The 23,403-nt window shown below is 44.5% G+C and carries 25 protein-coding genes and 2 other annotated features; all 25 genes read right to left on the bottom strand.

Annotated elements, in window-relative coordinates:
- Positions 1-49: 49 nt before the first annotated feature.
- Positions 50-3,604 (bottom strand): DNA-directed RNA polymerase subunit beta, encoded by a 3,555-nt coding sequence (gene rpoB, locus K8U60_RS17475; protein ID WP_223643156.1) that lies wholly within the window; start codon positions 3,602-3,604, stop codon positions 50-52.
- Between the two features lie 216 nt (positions 3,605-3,820).
- A complete protein-coding gene (locus tag K8U60_RS17470) occupies positions 3,821-4,423 on the bottom strand; it encodes a class I SAM-dependent methyltransferase (RefSeq protein ID WP_223643154.1) in 603 nt (200 codons plus the stop codon).
- Positions 4,424-4,549: 126 nt separating this feature from the next.
- Positions 4,550-4,906, bottom strand: a complete 357-nt coding sequence (rplL, locus tag K8U60_RS17465) for a 50S ribosomal protein L7/L12 (protein WP_223643152.1) — start codon at positions 4,904-4,906, stop codon at positions 4,550-4,552.
- A 57-nt stretch (positions 4,907-4,963) separates the two neighbouring features.
- Positions 4,964-5,464: a 50S ribosomal protein L10 gene (rplJ, locus tag K8U60_RS17460; protein ID WP_223643150.1), complete on the bottom strand. Its 501-nt coding sequence runs from the start codon at positions 5,462-5,464 to the stop codon at positions 4,964-4,966.
- Between the two features lie 31 nt (positions 5,465-5,495).
- Positions 5,496-5,644: a sequence feature (ribosomal protein L10 leader region), on the bottom strand.
- 42 nt (positions 5,645-5,686) lie between these two features.
- Complete coding sequence (gene rplA, locus K8U60_RS17455; RefSeq protein WP_223643148.1) at positions 5,687-6,385, bottom strand: 50S ribosomal protein L1; 699 nt, start codon at positions 6,383-6,385, stop codon at positions 5,687-5,689.
- Positions 6,386-6,490: 105 nt separating this feature from the next.
- The gene (gene rplK, locus K8U60_RS17450; protein ID WP_006828906.1) at positions 6,491-6,916 is read right to left on the bottom strand and encodes a 50S ribosomal protein L11; all 426 of its coding nucleotides are present in this window, start codon (positions 6,914-6,916) and stop codon (positions 6,491-6,493) included.
- A gap of 164 nt (positions 6,917-7,080) precedes the next feature.
- Positions 7,081-7,614 (bottom strand): transcription termination/antitermination protein NusG, encoded by a 534-nt coding sequence (nusG, locus tag K8U60_RS17445; RefSeq protein ID WP_142830501.1) that lies wholly within the window; start codon positions 7,612-7,614, stop codon positions 7,081-7,083.
- A 103-nt stretch (positions 7,615-7,717) separates the two neighbouring features.
- Positions 7,718-7,903, bottom strand: coding sequence for a preprotein translocase subunit SecE (gene secE / locus K8U60_RS17440; RefSeq protein ID WP_223643146.1), 186 nt, complete (start codon positions 7,901-7,903; stop codon positions 7,718-7,720).
- Between the two features lie 59 nt (positions 7,904-7,962).
- The gene (rpmG, locus tag K8U60_RS17435) at positions 7,963-8,109 is read right to left on the bottom strand and encodes a 50S ribosomal protein L33 (RefSeq protein WP_223643144.1); all 147 of its coding nucleotides are present in this window, start codon (positions 8,107-8,109) and stop codon (positions 7,963-7,965) included.
- A 69-nt stretch (positions 8,110-8,178) separates the two neighbouring features.
- Complete coding sequence (gene sigH / locus K8U60_RS17430) at positions 8,179-8,829, bottom strand: RNA polymerase sporulation sigma factor SigH (RefSeq protein WP_223643142.1); 651 nt, start codon at positions 8,827-8,829, stop codon at positions 8,179-8,181.
- Positions 8,830-8,900: 71 nt separating this feature from the next.
- Positions 8,901-9,410: an NYN domain-containing protein gene (locus K8U60_RS17425; protein ID WP_223643140.1), complete on the bottom strand. Its 510-nt coding sequence runs from the start codon at positions 9,408-9,410 to the stop codon at positions 8,901-8,903.
- Between the two features lie 4 nt (positions 9,411-9,414).
- Complete coding sequence (rlmB, locus tag K8U60_RS17420) at positions 9,415-10,170, bottom strand: 23S rRNA (guanosine(2251)-2'-O)-methyltransferase RlmB (protein ID WP_223643138.1); 756 nt, start codon at positions 10,168-10,170, stop codon at positions 9,415-9,417.
- Positions 10,167-10,586 carry a Mini-ribonuclease 3 gene (locus K8U60_RS17415; RefSeq protein WP_223643136.1) on the bottom strand — a complete coding sequence of 140 codons (420 nt, stop codon included), beginning with the start codon at positions 10,584-10,586 and terminating at the stop codon, positions 10,167-10,169. The genes rlmB and K8U60_RS17415 overlap by 4 nt, the downstream gene beginning before the upstream one ends.
- Before the next feature lie 5 nt (positions 10,587-10,591).
- Complete coding sequence (gene cysS / locus K8U60_RS17410) at positions 10,592-11,992, bottom strand: cysteine--tRNA ligase (protein ID WP_223643134.1); 1,401 nt, start codon at positions 11,990-11,992, stop codon at positions 10,592-10,594.
- The gene (gene epsC / locus K8U60_RS17405; RefSeq protein WP_223643132.1) at positions 11,989-12,651 is read right to left on the bottom strand and encodes a serine O-acetyltransferase EpsC; all 663 of its coding nucleotides are present in this window, start codon (positions 12,649-12,651) and stop codon (positions 11,989-11,991) included. Before epsC ends, cysS begins: the two co-directional genes overlap by 4 nt.
- Before the next feature lie 52 nt (positions 12,652-12,703).
- Positions 12,704-12,921 (bottom strand) — a binding site (T-box leader).
- A gap of 42 nt (positions 12,922-12,963) precedes the next feature.
- A complete protein-coding gene (gene gltX, locus K8U60_RS17400; protein ID WP_223643129.1) occupies positions 12,964-14,427 on the bottom strand; it encodes a glutamate--tRNA ligase in 1,464 nt (487 codons plus the stop codon).
- Positions 14,428-14,467: 40 nt separating this feature from the next.
- The gene (ispF, locus tag K8U60_RS17395) at positions 14,468-14,968 is read right to left on the bottom strand and encodes a 2-C-methyl-D-erythritol 2,4-cyclodiphosphate synthase (protein ID WP_223643127.1); all 501 of its coding nucleotides are present in this window, start codon (positions 14,966-14,968) and stop codon (positions 14,468-14,470) included.
- Positions 14,965-15,660, bottom strand: coding sequence for a 2-C-methyl-D-erythritol 4-phosphate cytidylyltransferase (gene ispD, locus K8U60_RS17390; protein ID WP_223643125.1), 696 nt, complete (start codon positions 15,658-15,660; stop codon positions 14,965-14,967). The genes ispF and ispD overlap by 4 nt, the downstream gene beginning before the upstream one ends.
- 16 nt (positions 15,661-15,676) lie before the next feature.
- Positions 15,677-16,771: a PIN/TRAM domain-containing protein gene (locus K8U60_RS17385; RefSeq protein ID WP_223643123.1), complete on the bottom strand. Its 1,095-nt coding sequence runs from the start codon at positions 16,769-16,771 to the stop codon at positions 15,677-15,679.
- A 92-nt stretch (positions 16,772-16,863) separates the two neighbouring features.
- Complete coding sequence (gene radA / locus K8U60_RS17380; RefSeq protein WP_223643121.1) at positions 16,864-18,240, bottom strand: DNA repair protein RadA; 1,377 nt, start codon at positions 18,238-18,240, stop codon at positions 16,864-16,866.
- A 63-nt stretch (positions 18,241-18,303) separates the two neighbouring features.
- Positions 18,304-20,766, bottom strand: a complete 2,463-nt coding sequence (locus K8U60_RS17375; RefSeq protein WP_223643118.1) for an ATP-dependent Clp protease ATP-binding subunit — start codon at positions 20,764-20,766, stop codon at positions 18,304-18,306.
- Positions 20,763-21,854: a protein arginine kinase gene (locus tag K8U60_RS17370; RefSeq protein ID WP_223643116.1), complete on the bottom strand. Its 1,092-nt coding sequence runs from the start codon at positions 21,852-21,854 to the stop codon at positions 20,763-20,765. Before K8U60_RS17370 ends, K8U60_RS17375 begins: the two co-directional genes overlap by 4 nt.
- Positions 21,844-22,377: a UvrB/UvrC motif-containing protein gene (locus K8U60_RS17365; protein ID WP_223643114.1), complete on the bottom strand. Its 534-nt coding sequence runs from the start codon at positions 22,375-22,377 to the stop codon at positions 21,844-21,846. Before K8U60_RS17365 ends, K8U60_RS17370 begins: the two co-directional genes overlap by 11 nt.
- A 12-nt stretch (positions 22,378-22,389) precedes the next feature.
- Entirely contained in the window at positions 22,390-22,860 is a 471-nt protein-coding gene (locus K8U60_RS17360; protein ID WP_223643112.1) for a CtsR family transcriptional regulator, read from the bottom strand.
- A gap of 158 nt (positions 22,861-23,018) precedes the next feature.
- A complete protein-coding gene (locus K8U60_RS17355; RefSeq protein WP_223643110.1) occupies positions 23,019-23,264 on the bottom strand; it encodes a hypothetical protein in 246 nt (81 codons plus the stop codon).
- Positions 23,265-23,403: the final 139 nt, after the last annotated feature.

Genomic DNA, 23,403 nt, shown 5'->3' with positions numbered 1-23,403 from the left:
GTGAATAAATGGAAAACGGCCGGTTAAAGCCGTTCGAATCCAATAGGTATTAATCAATTGTTCCAACCGGTGCTTCTGTATCTGCAATCGGGAGGATGTTCAATGAATCCGCAGGCTGAAGATCTTCTTCTTCATCCAAATCGCGCAACTCAATTTCTTCATCATCAATCGTCAACATCTTAACATCCATGCCTAAACTTTGAAGTTCTTTAATCAAAACTTTAAATGATTCCGGTACGCTTGGTTCCGGTACACTTTCGCCTTTAACAATTGCTTCATAAGTTTTAACACGGCCTACGACATCATCCGACTTAACCGTTAAGATTTCCTGCAATGTATGCGCGGCACCATATGCTTCAAGTGCCCATACTTCCATTTCACCAAAACGCTGTCCGCCGAATTGCGCTTTACCACCCAATGGCTGTTGTGTAACCAGTGAGTAAGGCCCAGTTGAGCGGGCGTGCAATTTATCATCGACCATGTGGGCAAGTTTAATCATGTACATGATACCTACAGACACACGGTTATCGAAGGATTCGCCAGAACGGCCATCATAAAGAATCGTTTTGCCATCGCGCGGCATACCTGACTCTTCCATTGTTTCCAGCACATCTTCTTCATTCGCTCCATCAAATACAGATGAAGCCATATGAATTCCAAGTGAACGGGAAGCCATTCCAAGATGTAATTCAAGTACCTGGCCGATATTCATACGGGATGGTACACCTAGCGGGTTTAACATGATGTCGACCGGTGTGCCGTCTGGCATGAATGGCATATCTTCTTCAGGCAGAATTCTTGAAATAACACCCTTGTTTCCGTGACGTCCAGCCATTTTATCGCCAACAGAGATTTTACGTTTTTGAACGATATATGCACGAACCAGTTGGTTAACACCCGGTGGCAATTCGTCTCCATCTTCACGGTTGAAGATTTTAACATCCAGTACAATACCGCCAGCGCCGTGAGGCACCCGCAATGAAGTATCGCGCACTTCACGTGCTTTTTCACCAAAGATCGCATGAAGAAGACGTTCTTCAGCAGTCAATTCAGTAACGCCTTTAGGTGTTACTTTACCAACCAGAATATCTCCATCTTTCACTTCAGCTCCGACACGGATAATTCCGCGGTCATCCAAGTTACGCAATGCGTCTTCCCCGACGTTCGGGATATCACGCGTAATTTCTTCAGGCCCCAGTTTCGTATCACGTGAATCGGATTCATACTCTTCGATATGGACAGATGTGTAAACATCGTCTTTTACTAAACGTTCACTCATGATGATCGCATCTTCGTAGTTAAAACCATCCCATGTCATGAAGGCTACCAGTACGTTTCTTCCTAATGCCATCTCTCCGCGTTCCATTGAAGGTCCGTCAGCAAGAATATCGCGTTTGGAAACACGGTCTCCAACTTTAACGATCGGGCGTTGGTTATAGCTTGTCCCTTGGTTGGAACGGACGAATTTCTGCAGTCTGTAAGTATCAAGGTCGCCTCGGACTTCGTTGCCATCGACAACTTCGATACGACGGACAGAAATTTCCTTAGCTTCCACATATTCCACAATACCATCATTTTTCGCTACGACAGCTGCCCCAGAATCACGCGCTGCCAAGTGTTCCATTCCGGTTCCTACAAAAGGAGCTTCCGGGTTTAATAACGGAACTGCTTGACGCTGCATGTTCGCTCCCATTAATGCTCGGTTGGAGTCATCATTTTCAAGGAACGGGATACAGGCTGTCGCTACTGAAACGACCTGCTTCGGAGAAACGTCCATGTAGTCGATGCTGCCGCGTTTGTAAACGGTGTTCTCACCGCGGAAACGTGCAACAACGCCTTCTTCAACGAATGAACCATCGTCATTCAACTTCGAATTGGCCTGGGCCACTACATAATTATCTTCTTCATCAGCAGTCAAGTAGTCAATGTGTTCTGTGACCACTCCGGTTTCAGCATCTACACGGCGATAAGGAGTTTCAATGAAACCGAACTTATTCACTTTCGCAAATGTTGAAAGCGTGTTGATCAAGCCAATGTTCGGACCCTCAGGCGTTTCAATCGGACACATACGGCCATAGTGGGAGTAGTGAACGTCACGCACTTCAAAGCCTGCGCGTTCACGCGTTAAACCACCGGGTCCAAGCGCCGATAGACGGCGTTTATGCGTCAATTCAGCTAATGGATTGGTTTGATCCATAAACTGAGAAAGCTGAGAGCTGCCGAAGAACTCTTTAATCGATGCAATAACCGGACGGATATTGATCAATTGCTGAGGAACGATTGCTTGTGTATCGTTGATCGACATACGCTCACGTACCACGCGCTCCATACGGGATAATCCGATACGGAACTGGTTCTGCAGCAATTCACCTACTGAACGGAGACGGCGGTTACCAAGATGATCGATATCGTCCGTGTTTCCGACACCATAAAGAAGGTTAAAGAAGTAACTGATAGAAGAAATAATATCAGCCGGTGTGACATGTTTGATCTTGTCTTCTATATAAGCATTACCGATGACAGTAATTTCTTTTTGGTCTTCATTGTTTGGCGCGTAGATTTTGATCGACTGCAAGGTAACTTCACCTTCCAGGACACCACCTACTTGGGAAACAGTATGGAAACCAACTCCATTTTCCAAGTTTGGAATCAAGCGATCGAGTACACGGCGATCAATCAATGTGCCAGCTTCCACCAAAATTTCGCCTGTTTCAGGATCCGCCAAAGTTTCAGCAATGGTCTGATTGAAGAGACGATTTTTAATATGAAGCTTCTTGTTCATCTTATAACGGCCGACATTTGCTAGGTCATAGCGTTTTGGGTCGAAAAAGCGTGAGTACAATAAGCTCTTCGCACTTTCAACTGTTGGCGGCTCACCAGGGCGTAAGCGTTCGTAGATTTCAAGAAGCGCTTTTTCCGTGCTTTCTGTGTTATCTTTTTCAAGCGTGTTTTGAAGGAATTCGTTGTCTCCAAGTAAATCGATAATTTCCTGGTCAGATCCGAAACCAAGCGCTCTCAAAAGAACTGTTACTGGCAGTTTACGTGTGCGGTCAATTCTGACGTACACGACATCCTTCGCATCTGTTTCATATTCCAACCATGCGCCACGGTTTGGAATAACAGTTGCCCCGAAACCTTTTTTACCATTTTTATCTGTCTTGTCGTGAAAATAAACACTTGGCGAACGAACCAATTGGGAAACGATGACGCGTTCTGCGCCGTTGATGACGAAAGTACCCGTTTCTGTCATTAATGGGAAATCTCCCATAAAGACATCCTGTTCTTTCACTTCATCTGTTTCTTTGTTGTGCAGACGTACTTTGACGCGCAAAGGTGCTGCATAAGTAACGTCGCGCTCTTTCGATTCATCGACTGGATACTTCGGTTCCGCGAGACTGTAATCAACAAACTCGAGTGACAGATTTCCTGTGAAATCTTCAATCGGCGAGATATCCCGGAACATTTCGCGAAGCCCTTCTTCAAGGAACCATTCGTAAGATGATGATTGAATTTCAATCAAGTTCGGAAGATCCAGCACTTCACTGATTCTCGAAAAACTTCTGCGTTGACGATGTTGACCGTACTGAACTAGTTGACCTACCAACTTATTCACCCCTCAATAAAACGATTATAGGTCTTTGCGATTTCTACAAAATAGTGTATGATATCGAAAAGACAAAAAGAAAACGAGACTAAAGAGCAGCCCATTTTCGGTTTACACGTGATTAGCTCTGTCGTCATGCCAAGCCCGAAAAAGGGCAAACGACCTCAAAATAATAAATTTTGCATTTCATTATAATAACACAGCCGTTTTGTCAAGTCAAACTTTTCTGGCCTCAAAAATAAAGTAGCCTTTCTTCTTATCGACCACTCTTACTTCACCGAAAAGCTCTTCCAGTTTTGCCTGTGTAGAAGGAGCACCCTGCTTTTTCTGGATAACCACCCACAACGATCCACCATCCGCTAACTTTCCAGCAGCCTCTTCATAAAAACGAAAAATAGTTTCTTTTCCTGCCCGAATCGGCGGGTTTGTTAAAATTGCAGAGAAATCGTCAACTTCAACAGCACCTAAACCATCGCTTTCATAAATCTGGACATTGGAAATATCATTCTTTTCAACATTTGTTTTTGCCAGTTCGATGGCGCGTGTATTAACATCCACCATATGAACTTGTTTTTGAGGAAATGCTTTTGCGACCGCCATTCCGATTGGGCCATAACCGCAGCCAACATCCAGCATCGGTCCATCTAGCTCAGCTTCTTCGAATGTTTCGATCAATAGTCGCGAACCAAAATCAACTTCACTTTTACTGAAAACACCAGTGTCAGTCTGGAAACGGAATTTTTCGCCACGCAACACGTCTGTCCATTCTCGAGGATTGCTTTTTGTTTGGGGATTTTTAGAATAATAATGTTGAGACATGTAAAGCCCTCCTTGCGTTCACCTTATTACAGGCCACTGCCCGCTATGCAAATGAATTTAAAAAGAAGAAAAGCCCGTCGGTTATCCACTGACGAGCTTTCCTTTCATTTTGATAAAGTCATTAAATTACTTAACTTCTACAGATGCGCCAACTTCTTCAAGTTTGCCTTTGATTTCTTCAGCTTCTTCTTTAGTAGCGCCTTCTTTGATTGCTTTAGGAGCTTCGTCTACAAGAGCTTTTGCTTCTTTAAGACCAAGACCAGTTACTTCACGTACTGCTTTGATTACTTTGATTTTTGAATCGCCAGCAGAAGTAAGAACTACGTCGAATTCTGTTTGCTCTTCTTCAGCAGCAGCGCCACCAGCAGCAGCAGCAACTGGAGCAGCAGTTACGCCGAACTCTTCTTCGATTGCTTTTACTAGGTCGTTAAGTTGAAGAACTGTCATTTCTTTGATTGCGTCTAAGATTTGTTCTTGTGTCATTATAGTTTCCTCCTATTGATAGGTAATATTTTTTGTCGTGCTTAGCCGGCTAACTTATTAAGCGCCTTGTTCTTCTTTCTGGTCTGCAACTGCTTTTGTAGTAGCTGCAAAGTTGCGGATTGGAGCTTGTAGTACGCTGAGTAGCATAGAAAGCAAGCCATCGCGTGATGGAAGTTCTGCCAATGCTTTCACATCTTCAGCAGATGCAACCGCACCTTCAATGACACCCGCTTTAATTTCTAGAGCGTCGTTCGTTTTAGCGAAAGTATTGATGATTCTCGCTGGTGCTACTACATCTTCGTTAGAAAATGCAATTGCGTTTGGTCCTGTAAAGTGTTCGTTGATCGCTTCAAGTCCGTGCATTTCTGTCGCACGGCGAGTCATTGAGTTTTTGTAAACTTTAAACTCAACGCCTGCTTCACGAAGCTGTTTACGAAGTTCTGTTAATTGCGCAACGTTCAATCCACGGTAATCAACAACTACAACTGAAGCTGCAGCGCTGAACTTATCAGCGATTGTTTGCACGACAACTTTTTTCGTTTCAACTGCTTTGCTCATTTTGGCACCTCCTATAGATTTTTCATTTATACCGTCCATAAGAAAAGCCTCTGGTCCATTACAGACACAGAGGCATAAAATCAGCATCAAAAAGATGTTATCTGAATTCATCATGTCCTCGGCAGGGATAAATTAAGCGTCTTGCGCCCCTGCTGTCTGCGGTACAAATGGGTATTTCACAACTCCGCTAGTATAGCAGAGTGAAAATACGATGTCAATATCTTATTTAGCAACCACTTTAGTTGGATCTACTTTAACAGCAGGCCCCATTGTAGTAGTAACGTTTAACGATTTGATGTAAGTACCTTTAGCAGAAGCTGGCTTCGCTTTTTGTACTACGTCATAGATTGCTTCCAAGTTTTCAGCAAGTTTGCTGTCATCAAAAGAAACTTTCCCGATTGGCGCATGGATGATACCTGTTTTGTCTGCACGGTATTCCACTTTACCAGCTTTGATTTCCTGAACAGCTTTTGTTACATCAAATGTAACTGTGCCTGTTTTCGGGTTTGGCATTAAGCCTTTTGGCCCTAAAACACGTCCAAGTTTACCAACTTCACCCATCATGTCAGGAGTTGCAACGATCACGTCGAAGTCAAACCATCCTTTTTGGATTTTTTCGATATATTCAGCATCGCCAACGAAATCTGCGCCAGCTGCTTCAGCTTCTTTCAGTTTTTCGCCTTTAGCGAAAACCAATACGCTTTGAGTTTTACCAGTTCCGTTTGGAAGTACTACTGCCCCACGGATTTGCTGGTCGTTCTTACGCGTGTCGATCCCTAGACGGAAAGCCACTTCTACTGTAGCGTCAAAGTTCACTGTGCTTGCTTTTTTCGCAAGTTCGATCGCTTCTTTAGCTTCGTATTGTTTTGAACGGTCGATCAATTTTGCTGCTTCTTGCAGCTTTTTGCCTGTTTTAGCCATTTTAAACGTCCTCCTTGTTGTGGTATAACGGAATGAACCTCCCACGATTAAAGGCTGCGCGGCTCATGATGAACTGCGCAACCCATCCAAAAACAACTGCTAGAATTAGTCTTCGATTGTAATGCCCATACTGCGAGCAGTACCTTCAACCATCAACATTGCAGCTTCTACTGAAGCAGCATTTAGATCTGGCATTTTAGTTTCTGCGATTTCGCGAACTTTGTCGCGTTTCACAGTCGCTACTTTATTGCGGTTCGGTTCGCCTGAACCTGATTCAATACCGGCTGCTACTTTTAATAGAACAGCTGCGGGTGGAGTTTTCGTAATGAATGTAAATGAACGATCTTCAAATACTGAAATCTCAACTGGAATGATCAGTCCTGCTTGATCTGCCGTACGCGCGTTGAACTCCTTACAGAAGCCCATGATGTTAACACCTGCTTGACCCAATGCTGGACCAACCGGTGGCGCTGGATTAGCTTTTGCTGCAGGGATCTGCAACTTTACAACTTTAACAACTTTTTTAGCCACGAAACACACCTCCTTAAGTCCGTGATGTGGTAATAGGGTTTCCCCTCCCACTCAATATCTGTCTGTCAACGATGTTGATAGAATTAGCTAAATTGTACAGATTGTCCTATGACAGTCTGACCTATGAAATAATACCATTAATAATTCGGAATAGCAAGGGGCATTTATACTTTTTGAACTTGCTCGAAATCCAGTTCCATTTTGGTTTCGCGGCCGAAGATATCAATCGACACTTTAACTTTGCCTTTTGTATCATCGATTTCTTCCACTTTACCTTGGAAGTTGGCGAATGGCCCTTCCATCACTTCAACTGTATCGGCAACCGCAAAGTCAATATCCACCTTGCGTTCTGTCATTCCCATCTGTTTCAGGATGAAATCGACTTCTTCATCCAATAAAGGCGTCGGTTTAGCTCCACCGCCTGATGAACCGATAAATCCTGTAACTCCTGGTGTGTTTCTGACCACATACCAGGATTCGTCTGTCATGATCAATTCGACCAAGACATAACCCGGGAAGGTTTTGCGCATGACTGTACGTTTTTTGCCATCTTTAAAATCCGTTTCCTGTTCTTCAGGAATGATGACGCGGAAAATAAGATCTTCCATACCCATTGTTTCTACACGCTTTTCCAGGTTTGCCTTCACTTTGTTCTCATATCCGGAATACGTGTGGACTACATACCAATTTTTCTCCATAATCGTGCGGACTAAACGTCCATCCCTCCTTTTTTACCAAATGAAAAAACCCGTTCTCATAGAATGACGGGCTATTTTTTATGCGTTATTCTTGTCGAATCGCTTACAGTGCTAAGAACCAACGGAATACTTCCGAGATGCCTGCGTCAATTACCGCGAAGAAGAGAGCCATGAAAATACAAGTAGAAAGAACAACGATCGTATAACGAGTTAGTTCTTTTCGTTTCGGCCAGCTGACTTTCCGCATTTCCGAAACGACATTCTTAAAGAAACTGCCAATGTTACCCATTGTTTAAAAAACCTCCGAATTTCAAAATCACTCTATATCGTCCGGCATTCAGTTAAAATTCATATCGTTTGTTTATGCACGGTATGCCCATTGCAATGAGCACAGAATTTTTTGAGTTCCAAACGTGTGCCGGATTCCACTTTCGCGGGAACCGTATAATTGCGGGATGCACATTTCGAGCAGCTTAGAACAATTTTTTTAGCCATGTTATCACCTTATTCAAGTTTACAGCTTTTTCAAGGTTATCACCTTCAAACAGCCCTGTCAACCGCGCGTCAGGAGCTCGGCATCTCATTGATTTGCAAGTGGCGCTCCAGTTTTCGCTTAACCCGTTGCAGTGCATTGTCAATCGATTTTACGTGGCGTTCGAGCTTTTCTGAAATTTCCTGATAGGATTGGCCATCTAAGTAGAGGGCCAGCACCTCACGCTCAAGTTCACTTAGTACCTCGCCCATCTTTTCTTCCATATACTGAAATTCCTCATTATGAATGATCAGGTCTTCCGGATCGTCCACTCCGTTTCCGGTCAAGACATCCATCAGGGTCCGGTCAGACTCTTCGTCATAAATCGGCTTGTCCAAAGATACATAGGAATTCAACGGAATATGCTTTTGGCGCGTAGCCGTTTTGATGGCGGTGATAATCTGCCGAATGATGCACAATTCTGCAAACGCACGGAATGAAGATAATTTATCGCTCCGGAAATCGCGGATCGCCTTGTACAGCCCGATCATGCCTTCCTGGATAATATCTTCCTTATCAGCGCCGATCAGGAAATACGAACGCGCTTTCATTCGAACAAAAGGCCGGAACTTTGTAATCAAAAAATCCAATGCTTCCGTGTTTCCACTGTGGACTAAACTGACAAGTTCCTCATCTGTCATGTCGGTGAATCGTTGGGGCTGAACTTGATCATGATTTTCCACGGGTGATCCCTCCGATTGCGTGAGCCTCGATATCTTCAGTATACAGGAAGAAAAAAATGAGCGTCAACCGTTCATTTCAAGCCTCTTCGCCATTTTTCGAAAATTTCCGCTACTTCGCCGGACAGCGGAATCTTGGAAATCCCGCGCTGCTCCTGGATTTCTTTTACTTTTTTAGTGATGTTCTCCTGTATTTCAATCATTTCAATTTCGAGTTCGCGCGCTGAAATTCGCAATGCCCCTTTGCCGAAAATAACCCATTGCTCCGTTAAATCCGAAGTGGCTACATAAATCTGGTCCCGGCGATTGTTTAAAATCGCCACCAGTTTTTCAATCCGTTCATCTGCCGTTTCGCTTTCTTTTGTGAAAATGACTTCAACATCGTGGTGCAGATTCTTGGCTTCGATCCCTGGAACGAGATGGGCGTCGAAAATGATGATGACGCGCCACCCCTTATAGCTGCGGTATTCAGCCATCCGCTCTATGAGGCGATCTCTGGCATTCGCCAACTTATCTTTTTTCAGTTCCTGCAGCTCCATCCAGTCACCAATGATATTGTATCCATCAACCAGCAGAATATTCATGGCATTAACCCAGTGGATTGCGCTTTCTATATACTTCGTACATCAATAAGCTTGCTGCGACTGAAGCGTTCAGTGAAGTGACATGGCCGACCATCGGCAATTGGTATAGGAAATCGCATTTGTCACGCAAAATCCGACTCATCCCTTTGCCTTCACTGCCAATGATGACAGCAAGCGGAAGTGAAGCATCCATCTTCCGGTAATCAACCGACTCTTTGGCGTCTGTACCTGCGATCCAAAGACCCCGTTTTTTCAATTCGTCCACCGTTTGCGATAAATTATTGATGCGCACAACCGGCACATGCTCAATCGCGCCTGTTGAGGCCTTCGCCACAACACCCGTCAATCCAACAGCTCGCCGCTTCGGAATAATCAATCCATGAACACCGATTGCATCGGCCGTTCTCATAATGGAGCCTAAATTATGCGGATCTTCAAGTTCATCCAAGATCAGGAAAAAAGGGTCTTCATTTTTTGCCGCTGCAGCCGCGAACAAGTCATCTAAACTTGCATAGTTGTAGGCGGCTACAGCCGCTGCAATGCCTTGGTGATTGGTATCCGTCAGCCCGTCGATTTTTTTCTTCGGCACGGATTGAACGATGACGCCTTTATCTTTTGCCAATTGCAGCAATTCTGTAATGCCTTTTTTCTGGACGCCTTCAGCAATCCAGATTTTATTGATGTCCCGGTCCGCCCGCAATGCTTCCAATACAGGATTCTTTCCGCCAATGATCTCCGGTGCCAACTCTTCTTCCGTCATTTCAATACGCCTCCCAGCTCTTCAACAATCTCAATCGCATAGGAAATGATTTCGTCCACACGCGCTTGCTCTTCTTTTAAATATAGCCAGCCAAGTACCGCTTCAAATGCGGTACTGAAGTTATAGGTCTGCACATCGGTGTTTTTCGGAACAGACCCGGACTTGGCATTGCGCCCCCGCCTCATGATCGCGAGTTCCGCTTCCGTCAGAAACCCTTCTTCTGTTAATCGCTTCAGAACGACCGCCTGCGCTTTAGCAGAAACGAAAGTGGTTGACTGACGGTGCAGGATATTCGGTTTGGCGCGTCCCGAACGCAGCAAATGCTCGCGGATCGCCTGCTCATAAACAGCATCTCCCATGTAGGCAAGAGCCAATGCGTTCAATTGGTCTACGTCATTTTTTCGTAAAACATTCAACTGTATTACCCTCTTTTCCAGCGTGTACCTTGTGCCGTATCTTCCAGAATGATATTTTTTTCTTTAAATAAATCACGGATTTCATCAGCGCGGGCAAAATCACGGTTTTTGCGCGCTTCAATGCGTTCTGCCATCAATGCCTCGACTTCTTCATCCAGCAATTCTTCTTGTTGGCTGAATGGTACACCTAAAACCCCGGCCAATTCATCGAATACGGCAATGAAAGTCTCCAAAACCGTCGTCGCTGTTTGTTTTTCCAACAAATACATATTCGACAAACGCGACAAGTCGAACAGGCTTGAAATGGCATTCGCCGTATTGAAGTCATCATCCATGGTTTCAATGAATGCAGTTTTAATGGCTTCGATTTTATTGATCCAAATATCGGAGTGGTCACCCAGATCTGCCGAAGTGCTTAAGCGATGTTTCAAGTTGGCATAAGCCGTACGCAACCGTTCTAATCCGGCAATGGCATCTTCCACCAATTGCTGCGAGTAATTGATCGGATGGCGGTAATGGACTGACAGCATAAAGAAACGCAGTACCTGTGGATCCATCTCCTTCAATATATCGTTCACCAGCACAAAATTATTCAGCGACTTCGACATTTTTTCATTATCAATATTAATATACCCATTATGCATCCAATAACGCGCAAAAGGTTTACCGGTTAATGCTTCGGATTGGGCAATTTCGTTTTCATGATGCGGGAAAGTCAGATCCTGTCCGCCTGCATGGATGTCGATCGTATCACCCAAATGCTCACGTGCCATGACCGAGCATTCAATATGCCAGCCTGGACGTCCCTTGCCCCATGGGCTATCCCATGAAATCTCTTTCGGCTTCGCTGCTTTCCAAAGCACGAAATCCAACTCATCTTCTTTTTTGTCTCCAGTTTCAATGCGTGCGCCGATCTTCAATTCATCGACAGACTGGTGGGACAGCTTGCCATATCCTTCAAATTTACGAGTCCGGTAATAGACATCCCCCTGCGACTCATAAGCATAGCCTTTTTCAATCAGCGCTTCAATAAACTCGATGATCTGCACCATATGATCCGTTACGCGCGGATGGACGTCCGCTTCTGCGCAGCCCAGTGCTTTCGTATCTTCAAAATAGGCCGCGATGAAACGCTCCGCAATTTCCGGAACTTCCTGGCCCAACTCATTGGCCGCTTTGATCAATTTATCGTCGACATCTGTAAAGTTCGATACATATTTCACATCATAGCCACGGTATTCCAAATGGCGGCGCACTGTATCATAGACGATGACAGGACGCGCATTGCCGATATGGATGTAGTTATAAACAGTCGGCCCGCAGACATACATTTTCACTTTTCCTTCTTCCAAAGGAATAAACTCTTCTTTTTGCCGTGACAATGAATTAAAAATTTGGATACTCATAAACGTTGCCCTTCTTCCTGCCTAGCTTTTTTTAATTGTTCAACCTCTTGCTGCAATCTGGCAATCTTCATTTCCATGCCATCGCATTTATCCATGACGGGATCCGGCATATTCTGATGGTTCAAATCCGGCTTGACCTTCACGCCATTTTGAATCACCACTTTACCTGGAATCCCGACTACCGTTGAATTCATCGGTACGTTCTTCAACACAACCGACCCCGCTCCGACTTTCGAGTTGGCCCCGATCACGATGGAACCCAAAACTTTGGCGCCGGTCGCAACCAGCACATTGTCTTCCAATGTCGGGTGGCGTTTGCCCCGTTCTTTCCCAGTACCGCCTAGTGTTACACCTTGGTACAACGTCACGTTGTCGCCAATTTCACACGTCTCTCCGATCACAACACCCATTCCATGGTCAATAAAGAAGCGACGCCCAATGACTGCGCCCGGATGAATTTCAATTCCTGTGAAAAAGCGGCTGATCTGCGAAATGAGGCGGGCGATGAAAAACAGTTTGTTCTTAAAGAAAAAATGTGCCAACCGATGTGCCCAGATGGCATGCAGACCGGAATAGGTCAGGATGACTTCTAAATAATTTCTTGCTGCCGGATCCTGTTCGAAAATAACATCAACATCGTCTTTCAATAATTTGAACATTTCTATCGCTCCCTTTCTATTCCAAAATAAAAAGCGTCCCTGTCATGTAAATGACAGAGACGCATAGTTGCGCGGTTCCACTCTGATTAAAAGGATAGTCCATCCTTTTCTCTCGAAGGCCCGTAACGCAGGCAAGACGTCTGGTCTACTTGATTCGACTCAGCACTCGGAGAGGCATTTCGATGCAGCAGCGGCCCAGATCCCTTTCAGCCGGTGGGGATCTTCTCTAGAGAACTTGCTGCATGTACTTCTTCCCGTCAACGTTTTATTAATGGTAAATTCATTTTACACCGTTAGCGCAATAAGTCAATGCTACGCACTTGCATATTGGGAAACGCGGGCAATGGCTTTGTCTTTCCCTAATAGAGAAATGGAGTCCGGCAACTCAGGTCCGTGCATTTGTCCGGTGATGACCACACGGATCGGCATGAACAGGTTTTTGCCTTTATGGCCGGTCGATTTCTGGACTGCCTTGATAGCCGCTTTGATTTCAGCCGGTTCGAAGTTTTCCAGTGAAGCCAATTGCTCTTTGAATGCCGTCATCACTTCAGGCACTTGCTCAGCTGCTAAAATTTCTTTTTCAGCTTCCCCGTAGGACAATTCCTCCGTGAAAAACTGTTCGGAAAGCTCGGTGATTTCTGCACCATAGCTCAGTTGGTCGTGGTATAACGCAATCAGCTTGTTCGCCCATTCCGCTTGTTCCGGTGTCATTTCTTCCGGTAATCTGCCTGCTTTTTGCAAATGAGGAAGCGATAATTTCACCACTTCTTCAAGCGGCAATTGCTTAATGTACTGGTTATTCATCCACATCAATTTCTGTTTATCGAACATTGATGGCGATTTAGACAGACGTTCCACATCAAAAATACGGATCAATTCCTCTTTCGAGAAAATCTCTTCTTCGCCTTCTGGAGACCAGCCAAGAAGCGCAAAGAAATTAAACAAAGCTTCTGGAATATAGCCCAGGTCTTTGTACTGTGAAATAAACTGGATAATCGACTCGTCACGTTTCGATAGTTTTTTGCGGTCTTCGTTGATGATCAACGTCATGTGGCCATAACCCGGATAATCCCAGCCGAACGCATCATAGATCATCATCTGTCTCGGTGTATTCGATAAATGCTCTTCTCCCCGGAACACATGAGAGATCTTCATCAAATGATCATCAATGACAACAGCGAAATTGTATGTTGGAATACCATTGGTTTTGACCATCACCCAATCGCCGACGTCTTTGGATTCGAATGAAATCGGACCACGCACTAAATCATTGAATTCATACGTAACAGCAGCAGGAACTTTCGCCCGAATTGTAAACGACTTGCCTGCCGCTTCTTTTTCAGCAACTTCTTCAGCAGTCAAATTGCGGCAAGTGCCGCTGTATTGAGGCGCAGCGATGCCCGATGCTTTTTGGGCATCGCGTTCTGTTTCAAGTTCTTCAGGTGTACAGAAGCATTTATAGGCAAGGCCTTTTTCGAGCATCTTATCCGAATGCTCTTTATACGTATCCAAACGCTCCATTTGGCGATAAGGACCGTACTCCCCGCCAATATCAATCGATTCATCATGCTCGATGCCCAGCCATTTCAAGTTATCCAGCTGTGACATGATCCCTGTTTCGATATTACGTGCTGTGTCCGTATCTTCGATGCGAACGATGAACTTGCCGTTATTGTGTCGTGCATATAAGTAATTGAATAATGCTGTACGTGCGCCGCCGATGTGCAGATGACCTGTCGGGCTTGGTGCATAACGTACGCGTACTTCTTGTGTCATGTGAGTTCCTCCTAAATTATCGTATCCTTTTGTTATTCTATCACTCTGGGACATCAAGCGAAACTGGGCGCTTATTCAATAGGATCACCGCTAATGCAGCAATCCCTTCTTCACGTCCGGTAAATCCAAGATGCTCTGAAGTTGTCGCTTTAACATTGACCTGTGAAATATCTGCTTCCAATAGGCCTGCAATCGATTCACGCATCTGTTCAATATAAGGGGCCAGTTTCGGCTTTTGGGCAATTACCGTGCAATCAACATTGCCAAGCTCATAGCCCTGCTCTTTGACATATTCCCAAATATGCGTCAATAACTTGCGGGAATCGGCGTCTTTAAACTCCGGATCCGTATCAGGAAAATGCTTGCCGATATCGCCTCCGCCTATTGCACCAAGTGCTGCATCCGTAATCGTATGCAATAGAACATCCGCATCCGAGTGGCCAAGAAGCCCTCTATCATGCTCAATCTCAACTCCCCCCAATATAAAAGGGCGTCCTTCTGCCAACTGGTGTACGTCATAACCTTGTCCGATTCGAATCATTTTTGTTCCTCCTGTAATCGACTTTCCAGAATAGCTTTTCCATAGATCAAGTCATCCGGTGTCGTCATTTTTATATTTTCGTATGTACTTTCAACGATAGCCACGGGATAATTTAAGCGCTCAACGAGCATCGCTTCATCTGTTCCCATAAATCCATCATTGCGGGCTGCCTGCGCTGCCTTCAAAATCAATGAATAGCGAAAAGCCTGCGGCGTCTGGATCGTCCACAACTGATTGCGGTCTACAGTCTCTGAAATGACTCCGTTTTCCGCTTTTTTAATGGTATCTTTGACTGGCACACCAGCAATCGCAGCTCCAGAAGCATTGGCTGTTTCCACAAGACGTGCAATGACTTCCCTATCGATGAAAGGCCGTGCTGCATCATGAACCAAAACAACGCCACAAGGTGGAATCGCTTCAAGACAGGCTCTGACACTATCCTGCCGCTCCGTTCCCCCTGCAGCGTAACCTTGTACTTTTGTGATGTTATAACGTTTTACATATTCTTCGATCAATTGCCGCTCCTGCTCTTTCACTGCCAGCCAAATAGCTTCACAGTTCGGGTCCTTTTGAAAAACTTCCAGGGTATAGAGAAAAATAGGCTTGCCGAAAAGTTCGAGCAATAATTTGTTTTTATCTGCTTTCATCCGTTTCCCGCTGCCGGCAGCAGGCAAGACGACTGTATAATTCATTGGATAACATCCTTTATCAATTTGTTGCAATTTGTTTGCCGTCGCGCGGCTTCGCGAAAATCATCCGGCCTGCAGAAGTCTGCAAAACACTGGTAACAGTGACATTGATCGCCTGGCCGATAAACCCTTTGCCGTCTTCAATCACAATCATTGTCCCATCATCCAAATAGGCCACACCCTGATTTTGTTCTTTGCCGTCTTTGATGACCACTACATGCATGTCTTCTCCTGGGATTACAACTGGTTTCACTGCATTCGCCAAGTCGTTGATATTCAATACTGGAACATTATGAAGTTCACATACCTTATTTAAGTTAAAATCATTAGTCACAACTTGGCCGCCCATTTTTTTCGCAGCGCGCATCAATTTCAGATCGACCTCGCTGACTTCATCAAAATTTTCTTCGGTGATCATAATGGCATCCACCCGTTCACTTTGAAGACGCTTTAGAATATCCAAGCCCCGCCTGCCGCGTGTCCGTTTCAGTGTATCTGAAGAATCCGCAATATGCTGTAGCTCAGACAAAACGAATTGCGGCACCACAAACGTGCCTTCCATAAAACCGGTTGCCGAGATATCGGCAATCCGCCCATCAATAATGACACTGGTATCAAGTAATTTATAAGAAACTTTTTCAACTGGTTCTTCAACTTCCAGCTTTTTCACCGGTGTGAATTTGGAAGGTGTCAACATGGTCAACATCTCTTCGCGTTTTTGGAATCCTACCTGGAACCCCAAATAGCCAAGCATTACTGAAAGTACCAAGGGAGCTATTGTCGCTACCAATGGAATATCAACCGTACTTAAAGCAAATCCAATCAGGAACGCCACTACAAGACCAATGATCATTCCGACTGTACCAAACAACAAATCGGGCGTTGGTGCATGAAGCAATTTCTCTTCCATCCACTTCATGAAGTTGATCAACGAATCTACAAATAATAAAGATAACAGGAAAAAGACAAGAGCACCAACAATTGCTGCTACGTAAGGATTACTGATCCATGGATTGTCGAGAAGGGGAATAAGTTCAAATGCAGATGGCAATAATAAAATTCCGACTGTCGCACCAATAAGCAAAAACATAATTTGAATAATAGGTCTTAACACGCGCTCCACCTCCTTTTTATAATTATACACATTTTAAATCTGAAACGCTTTAATGACCCCTATTTAGAAAGAAAAGGAGGCATGTAGCCTCCTTACTGTGGGAAAATTTCTTTTAATGCATCATTAACACTTTCTACACCGACTACGCGAATCCCTTCCGGATAATCCCAGCCGCCCAAATTCGACGCGGGAACAATGGCCCGTTTGAATCCAAGCTTCGCTGCTTCCTGAACACGCTGCTCGATGCGCGATACGCGTCTGACTTCACCAGTCAAGCCCACTTCTCCGATGATACAGTCATAGACATTCGGCGCCTTGTCTCGGAAACTGGAGACAATGCTTGCAAGCACAGCCAAATCGATTGCAGGTTCATCGAGCTTAACCCCGCCCGCAACTTTAATATAGGCGTCCTGAGCCTGCAACAGCATGCCCACACGTTTTTCCAGCACTGCCATCAACAGCGACACTCGGTTGACATCGATGCCTGTTGCCATGCGCTTTGGATAGTTGAAACTTGATGGTGTCACCAAAGCCTGGATTTCAACCAGGATTGGACGCGTTCCTTCCATTGACGCTACAACAGTCGAGCCCGCTGAACCGCTTGACCGTTCCTGCAGGAATAACTCGGACGGATTCAACACTTCTTTGAGTCCACCTTGAAGCATCTCAAAAATTGCAATTTCATTGGTTGAGCCGAAACGGTTTTTCACGCTGCGTAAAATCCGGTACGTATGATGGCGTTCGCCTTCGAAATACAGAACCGTATCCACCATATGCTCCAAAATACGTGGTCCCGCAATTTGGCCTTCTTTCGTAACATGGCCAACGAGGAAGATCGCAATATTTTTTGTTTTTGCAATCCGCATCAATTCTGCCGTACTTTCCCTGACCTGTGTCACACTGCCGGGTGCAGAAGTCACTTCAGGATGATGAACCGTCTGAATCGAATCGACAATCACAAAATCAGGTGCTACATCCTCGATCGTATGATGAATTAATTCAAGATTCGTTTCTGCATAGATGAACAGCTCTGAAGACGAAGCATCCAGACGTTCCGCCCGCAACTTGGTCTGGCGGATGGATTCTTCTCCGGAAATATATAATACCCGGTTCCCACTATTTGCAAGCATTGCAGAAACTTGCAAAAGCAAAGTGGATTTCCCTATTCCTGGGTCCCCTCCGATCAGAACCAGTGACCCCGGAACAATACCGCCGCCAAGCACCCGGTTCAATTCACTCAATTCTGTTTCTACGCGTGGTTCATCCTGTGTTTCAATCGCATTGATCGGGGTCGCTTTTTGAGGAACCGATGCACTATGCTGAAAAGCACCGCGTGTTCCTTTAGGAGCAGCCATTTCGACTTCTTCAGTCATTGTATTCCACGCTGCACAACCTGGACATTTCCCCATCCATCTAGCCGATTCATAGCCACACGACTGACAAATAAACTTTGTCTTTTTCTTAGCCAAGTGTACCTCTCCTTAAATAGAAAAACCGCTCGCCGGAGAGCAACCCCGGCGAGCGGAATGTTCTTATTGTTTTTCCACTACCGCTTCTTTCGCTTCTTCTGTCTCTTTTGTGCGAACAATGAAGTCATCGTCCTTTACATCGAAGATAATACGTTGGCCCGATAATGCTGTACCTTTTAACAACTCTTCTGACAAACGGTCTTCAACATTTTTTTGAAGAGAACGACGAAGTGGGCGTGCCCCGTACTCTGGGTCATATCCCTCTTTGGCCACTTTTTCAAGCGCTGCGTCAGTCAACTCCAAATCGATATCCTGCTCTTTCAAGCGATCAACCAATTGTTTCGTCATCAAGTTCACAATCTCTCTTAAGTTCTCTTTTTCAAGAGAATGGAAGACGATCATGTCATCTACACGGTTCAAGAATTCTGGGCGGAATGCTTTTTTCAATTCAGCAAGCATTTTGCCCTTCATGTCTTTATAATCCGATTTTGCATCATCTAAATTGAAACCAACATATTTGTTGTATTTCAACTCTTCTGCACCAACGTTTGAAGTCATGATGATGACAGTGTTGCGGAAATCGACTCTGCGGCCTTTTGAATCGGTTAATCGTCCGTCTTCAAGAACCTGCAGGAGAATATTGAATACGTCAGGGTGAGCTTTTTCAATTTCATCAAGCAGCACAACTGAGTATGGTTTTCTGCGAACTTTCTCTGTCAGCTGTCCACCTTCTTCATAACCTACATATCCTGGAGGCGACCCGACCAGACGTGAAGTCGAATGTCTTTCCATATACTCGGACATATCGATACGGATCATCGCTTCTTCATCCCCGAACATGGATTCAGCCAGCGCTCGAGCCAACTCGGTTTTACCAACTCCAGTTGGACCAAGGAAAATGAATGATCCGATTGGACGTTTTGGATCTTTCAACCCTGCACGTGCACGGCGAATGGCTTTTGAAATGGATGTGACAGCCTCATTCTGGCCGATGACACGGTTATGGAGAATGGACTCTAAGTTCAACAATTTATCGGACTCTGTTTGCGCCAGTTTCGAAACCGGAATGCCGGTCCACATGGAAACGACTTTCGCGATATCTTCCACTGTCACTTCAGACTCTTCTTTTCCTTGTTTTTCTTTCCATTCTTTCTTCGTTTTGTCTAATTGGTTCTGCAGCTTCTGTTCTGCATCCCGAAGCGACGCTGCTTTTTCAAATTCCTGGCTTTGCACCGCTTCATTTTTTTCTGAACGTGCAGCTTCTAGGCGCTCTTCCAACTCTTTCAAATCCGGTGGAGTCGTGTACGAACGAAGTCTTACTTTGGAGCCCGCCTCGTCAATCAAATCAATCGCTTTATCCGGCAAGAAACGATCCGAAATGTAGCGGTCTGACATTTTAGCTGCAGCTTCAATCGCTTCATCCGTAATTTTCACACGGTGATGTGCTTCATAGCGATCACGCAGTCCACGGATAATCTGAATGGACTCGTCCACAGTAGGCTCGTCCACTTGAATCGGTTGGAAACGGCGTTCAAGAGCCGCGTCTTTTTCAATATACTTGCGGTACTCATCCAAAGTCGTAGCACCGATACATTGAAGCTCACCGCGAGACAACGACGGTTTCAGGATATTGGATGCATCAATCGCACCTTCTGCCCCACCTGCCCCAATTAATGTATGAAGCTCATCAATGAAAAGGATAACATTGCCTGCCTGGCGAATTTCGTCCATCACTTTTTTCAAGCGATCTTCGAACTCACCACGGTATTTCGTTCCGGCAACCACTGTACCCATATCCAGTACCATAACGCGTTTGTCGCGCAGGGTTTCCGGAATTTCATTGTTGACAATCTGTTGAGCCAATCCTTCAGCAATCGCTGTTTTACCAACACCAGGTTCCCCGATCAATACAGGGTTGTTTTTTGTTCTGCGGCTTAATACTTCAATCACACGCGTAATTTCATCACTACGGCCAATGACCGGATCCAATCCGCCTTCACGGGCTACCTGCGTCAAATCACGTGCCAAACCATCCAATGTCGGCGTATTTGCCGAAGCATTTGGGCTTGTGCCTGTAGATGCCTGCTCATTGTTGCCTAAAAGCTGCAACACCTGCTGGCGCGCCTTATTCAAGCTGACACCCGCATTTCCTAACACACGCGCTGCAACGCCTTCACCTTCACGGATCAACGCCAACAGCAAATGCTCTGTACCAATATAAGAATGCCCCAATTTACGAGACTCATCAACTGACAATTCAATCACTTTTTTCGCTCTCGGCGTGTAATGGACAATCGGGCCAACATCTTTTTCGCCGACTCCGACAAGCTCCTTCACGCCTTCTTCGATCAACTGTGTATTTACTTCAATCGCTTCCAGAGCTTTAGCGGCAATACCGCCACCTTCGCGAATTAAACCAAGAAGAATATGCTCTGTACCGATTGATTCATGTTTCATACGAATGGCCTCTTCTTGAGCTAACTGAAGAACTTTTTGTGCGCGTTGTGTAAATCGATTAAACATCATGCAAGATCCTCTCCTTCACTATTTATACCTTCTTTATTCAATCGCTCCCGGAACAGCTTCGCCCGGGCAAAATCGCGTTCTTTCGGCTGCAGCGGCTTATCTGCATATTGCTGCAGGAATGCCGGCTGCATAAAAATCATCAATTCATTCAAAATCGACATGTCTACATCTTGGATCATCTTTAAATCAATACCCAATCGAACATCTGACAAACAAGTAGCAGCTTCTTCCGTCGTCAGCAGTCTTGAATGGGTAAGAGTACCAAGAGAACGATAGACACGATCTTCCAACACCAACGGCGAATTCAGAACAATTGCCTCCCGCGCCTTGCGTTCCTGCTGGATAATCTGTTCCGTCATATTCTCTAGGTCCTGAAGAATTTCGTACTCGGATTTACCAAGCGTCAATTGGTTCGATATTTGATAAACATTCCCTAATGCCTCGCTGCCCTCACCATAGATACCGCGAACCACCATACCGAGCCTTGAAATTGCAGGTATGATTCGCTGAATTTGATGTGACATCGTCAAAGCAGGCAAATGGAGCATGACCGATGCTCTCATCCCTGTACCTACATTAGTGGGACAACTGGTTAAGTAGCCGTATTTTTCGTGAAATGCATACGACAAATTCTTTTCTAATAGAGAGTCTAACTCGTTGGCTAGCTTATAGGCGTTTTGAAGATGAAACCCTGATTGCAGACTTTGAATCCGCAAATGATCCTCTTCATTTACCATAATACTCAGCTCTTCGTTCTCAGACAATAAAACAGAACTGGAATGTTGGCTATTGGCGAGATAAGGACTGATTAGATGCTTTTCCACCAGTACTTCCTTTTGCAATTTAGCAAGTTCTTCTATACTGATATGGCTGAAAGTATAGTTCAATTCATTGCCTTTATCCAGTAATACAGATGAAATCTCTTTATCGACTTTAAGCGCTTCGTCTTCTGTAAAAGAATATGGGAACTTAAAATCATTCAAATTTCTCGCCAGCCGGATTCTAGTACTCATCGCTATGTCGACATTCTCTCCGTCGTTTGCCATCCAGCTGCTTGCTCGAGGTTGGAGAAACCGTTCAACTGCCATCTGGAGCACCTCCCTCGAGCTTAGAACTCAATACTTTTACTTCATCTCTTAATCTTGCAGCTTCTTCAAAGTGTTCTCCTTGAATTGACACCTGCATTTGTTTACGAAGTTCTTCAATTTCTTTTTTTATTTTTAAGGTAGTACCATAGGAAGCAGGTATTTTACCGGTGTGTTCTGTATTCCCATTGTGGAAACGTTTGAATATTTCATTGAGCTGTGGTGAAAACGCATCGTAACAAGAAGCGCATCCGAATTTTCCTAGTTGTAAAAATTTAGGGAAAGAGAAACCGCAGGAAGGGCATGTAGCTACGTCCTTTCTAACTGGGTTAATGGATGCCTGCGAATTAGGGAACCAATTTGATAATAGCTGATGAATAGCCAATGGATCCTGTTCAAAAGCAATATTAATACTATGGTTTTCAGCAGCACAGATATGGCACAAATGAAGCTCTATTATCTGTCCTTGTTGCTGTTGTTTAACTACTACTGATGCAGAACGTTCTCCGCACTGGTCGCAAATCATCTTTTCACCCCTTTATGTGTTCGATTGATATTTAATCGTGAAAAGCATCGCTATAAGAATGCGTGCCCGGACTTCATCACGTGTCGGAAGAGGCAAAAGCAGCGTGGCACGATCAACAGCACTTAAAATCAGCTTCGCTTCTCGCCTAGAAATGATCTCTTCATCCAATAGTCTGAAAACGATATCTTCCGCCATTACTTGGGTAGCACCATGTTCCAAACGTTGAATGACTTCTGCGATGACATCTGATTTTTGATGTAGCCTAATTCTTTTGATACGAATATACCCGCCACCCCCGCGTTTACTCTCTACCAAATATCCACGGTCAACAGTAAATCGAGTATTAATGACATAGTTTATTTGAGATGGAACACATTGAAATTTTTCGGCTACTTCACTGCGTTTAATTTCAATATGGTCTCTCTCGCTTAATTCGATAACCTGTTTCAAATAACCTTCAATTACGTCCGAAATATTGCGCATCGCCTTCACCTCTTCGATACATAATATGTCAAAATTGACTTTGACTATATTTGACTTAATTATACACCAAGGTTTTTACAGATATCAAATAGTATGTATCGAAAGCATTGATCAATAAAAAAAGCCTCAAAGCTAAGATGCTAAAAGACTTTTCAACCTTATTCTTGATCTAATATTCGTTTCACAAAATCCTTAGCATGACTAGATACTGACTCTGTCTTTTCTTCTACATATTTAGTTTTCCACTTAATCCCCTCTTGCCAAATTTCCACCACATCCCCAACAGAGACATTATGGGTAAAATCAACTAAAGGAAAGGTATACTGTTCTTCACTTTCTTCTATACCCTTTAATAAGACTGTTCTTTTATCAATAGCTTCTACTTTATATATACCTGGCTTCATAATTTTCACCTCTCTCTTGCTTTTCCCATTCCAATACATATTCAATCCTAAATTTCATCTAAACCTTTATTGGTTACTACTCTCTTTTTCCCCAAACAAAAAAAAGCCGTTACCGGAATCGGTAACGACTTCTTTCCAT

The organism is Planococcus circulans (genome assembly GCF_020023385.1).
Taxonomy (GTDB): domain Bacteria; phylum Bacillota; class Bacilli; order Bacillales_A; family Planococcaceae; genus Planococcus.
The sequence above is the reverse complement of the archived record's forward strand: the minus strand, read 5'-3'. Positions and strand labels throughout refer to the sequence as shown.

Coding starts and splice junctions, on each gene's coding strand:
- epsC (WP_223643132.1), bottom strand. CDS start 12,651: ATGTTCAAATTATTGAAAGACGATGTTGATGTTATTTTCGAACAGGAT.
- rplL (WP_223643152.1), bottom strand. CDS start 4,906: ATGACACAAGAACAAATCTTAGACGCAATCAAAGAAATGACAGTTCTT.
- rplJ (WP_223643150.1), bottom strand. CDS start 5,464: ATGAGCAAAGCAGTTGAAACGAAAAAAGTTGTCGTGCAAACAATCGCT.
- K8U60_RS17370 (WP_223643116.1), bottom strand. CDS start 21,854: ATGGCAGTTGAACGGTTTCTCCAACCTCGAGCAAGCAGCTGGATGGCA.
- ispF (WP_223643127.1), bottom strand. CDS start 14,968: ATGATTCGAATCGGACAAGGTTATGACGTACACCAGTTGGCAGAAGGA.
- gltX (WP_223643129.1), bottom strand. CDS start 14,427: ATGACACAAGAAGTACGCGTACGTTATGCACCAAGCCCGACAGGTCAT.
- rlmB (WP_223643138.1), bottom strand. CDS start 10,170: ATGACGGAAGAAGAGTTGGCACCGGAGATCATTGGCGGAAAGAATCCT.
- K8U60_RS17470 (WP_223643154.1), bottom strand. CDS start 4,423: ATGTCTCAACATTATTATTCTAAAAATCCCCAAACAAAAAGCAATCCT.
- nusG (WP_142830501.1), bottom strand. CDS start 7,614: ATGGAGAAAAATTGGTATGTAGTCCACACGTATTCCGGATATGAGAAC.
- secE (WP_223643146.1), bottom strand. CDS start 7,903: ATGGGTAACATTGGCAGTTTCTTTAAGAATGTCGTTTCGGAAATGCGG.
- ispD (WP_223643125.1), bottom strand. CDS start 15,660: ATGAATTATACAGTCGTCTTGCCTGCTGCCGGCAGCGGGAAACGGATG.
- rpmG (WP_223643144.1), bottom strand. CDS start 8,109: ATGGCTAAAAAAATTGTTCTAAGCTGCTCGAAATGTGCATCCCGCAAT.
- K8U60_RS17365 (WP_223643114.1), bottom strand. CDS start 22,377: ATGATTTGCGACCAGTGCGGAGAACGTTCTGCATCAGTAGTAGTTAAA.
- K8U60_RS17355 (WP_223643110.1), bottom strand. CDS start 23,264: ATGAAGCCAGGTATATATAAAGTAGAAGCTATTGATAAAAGAACAGTC.
- K8U60_RS17375 (WP_223643118.1), bottom strand. CDS start 20,766: ATGATGTTTAATCGATTTACACAACGCGCACAAAAAGTTCTTCAGTTA.
- cysS (WP_223643134.1), bottom strand. CDS start 11,992: ATGAGTATCCAAATTTTTAATTCATTGTCACGGCAAAAAGAAGAGTTT.
- K8U60_RS17425 (WP_223643140.1), bottom strand. CDS start 9,410: ATGAATATTCTGCTGGTTGATGGATACAATATCATTGGTGACTGGATG.
- rplA (WP_223643148.1), bottom strand. CDS start 6,385: ATGGCTAAAACAGGCAAAAAGCTGCAAGAAGCAGCAAAATTGATCGAC.
- K8U60_RS17360 (WP_223643112.1), bottom strand. CDS start 22,860: ATGCGCAATATTTCGGACGTAATTGAAGGTTATTTGAAACAGGTTATC.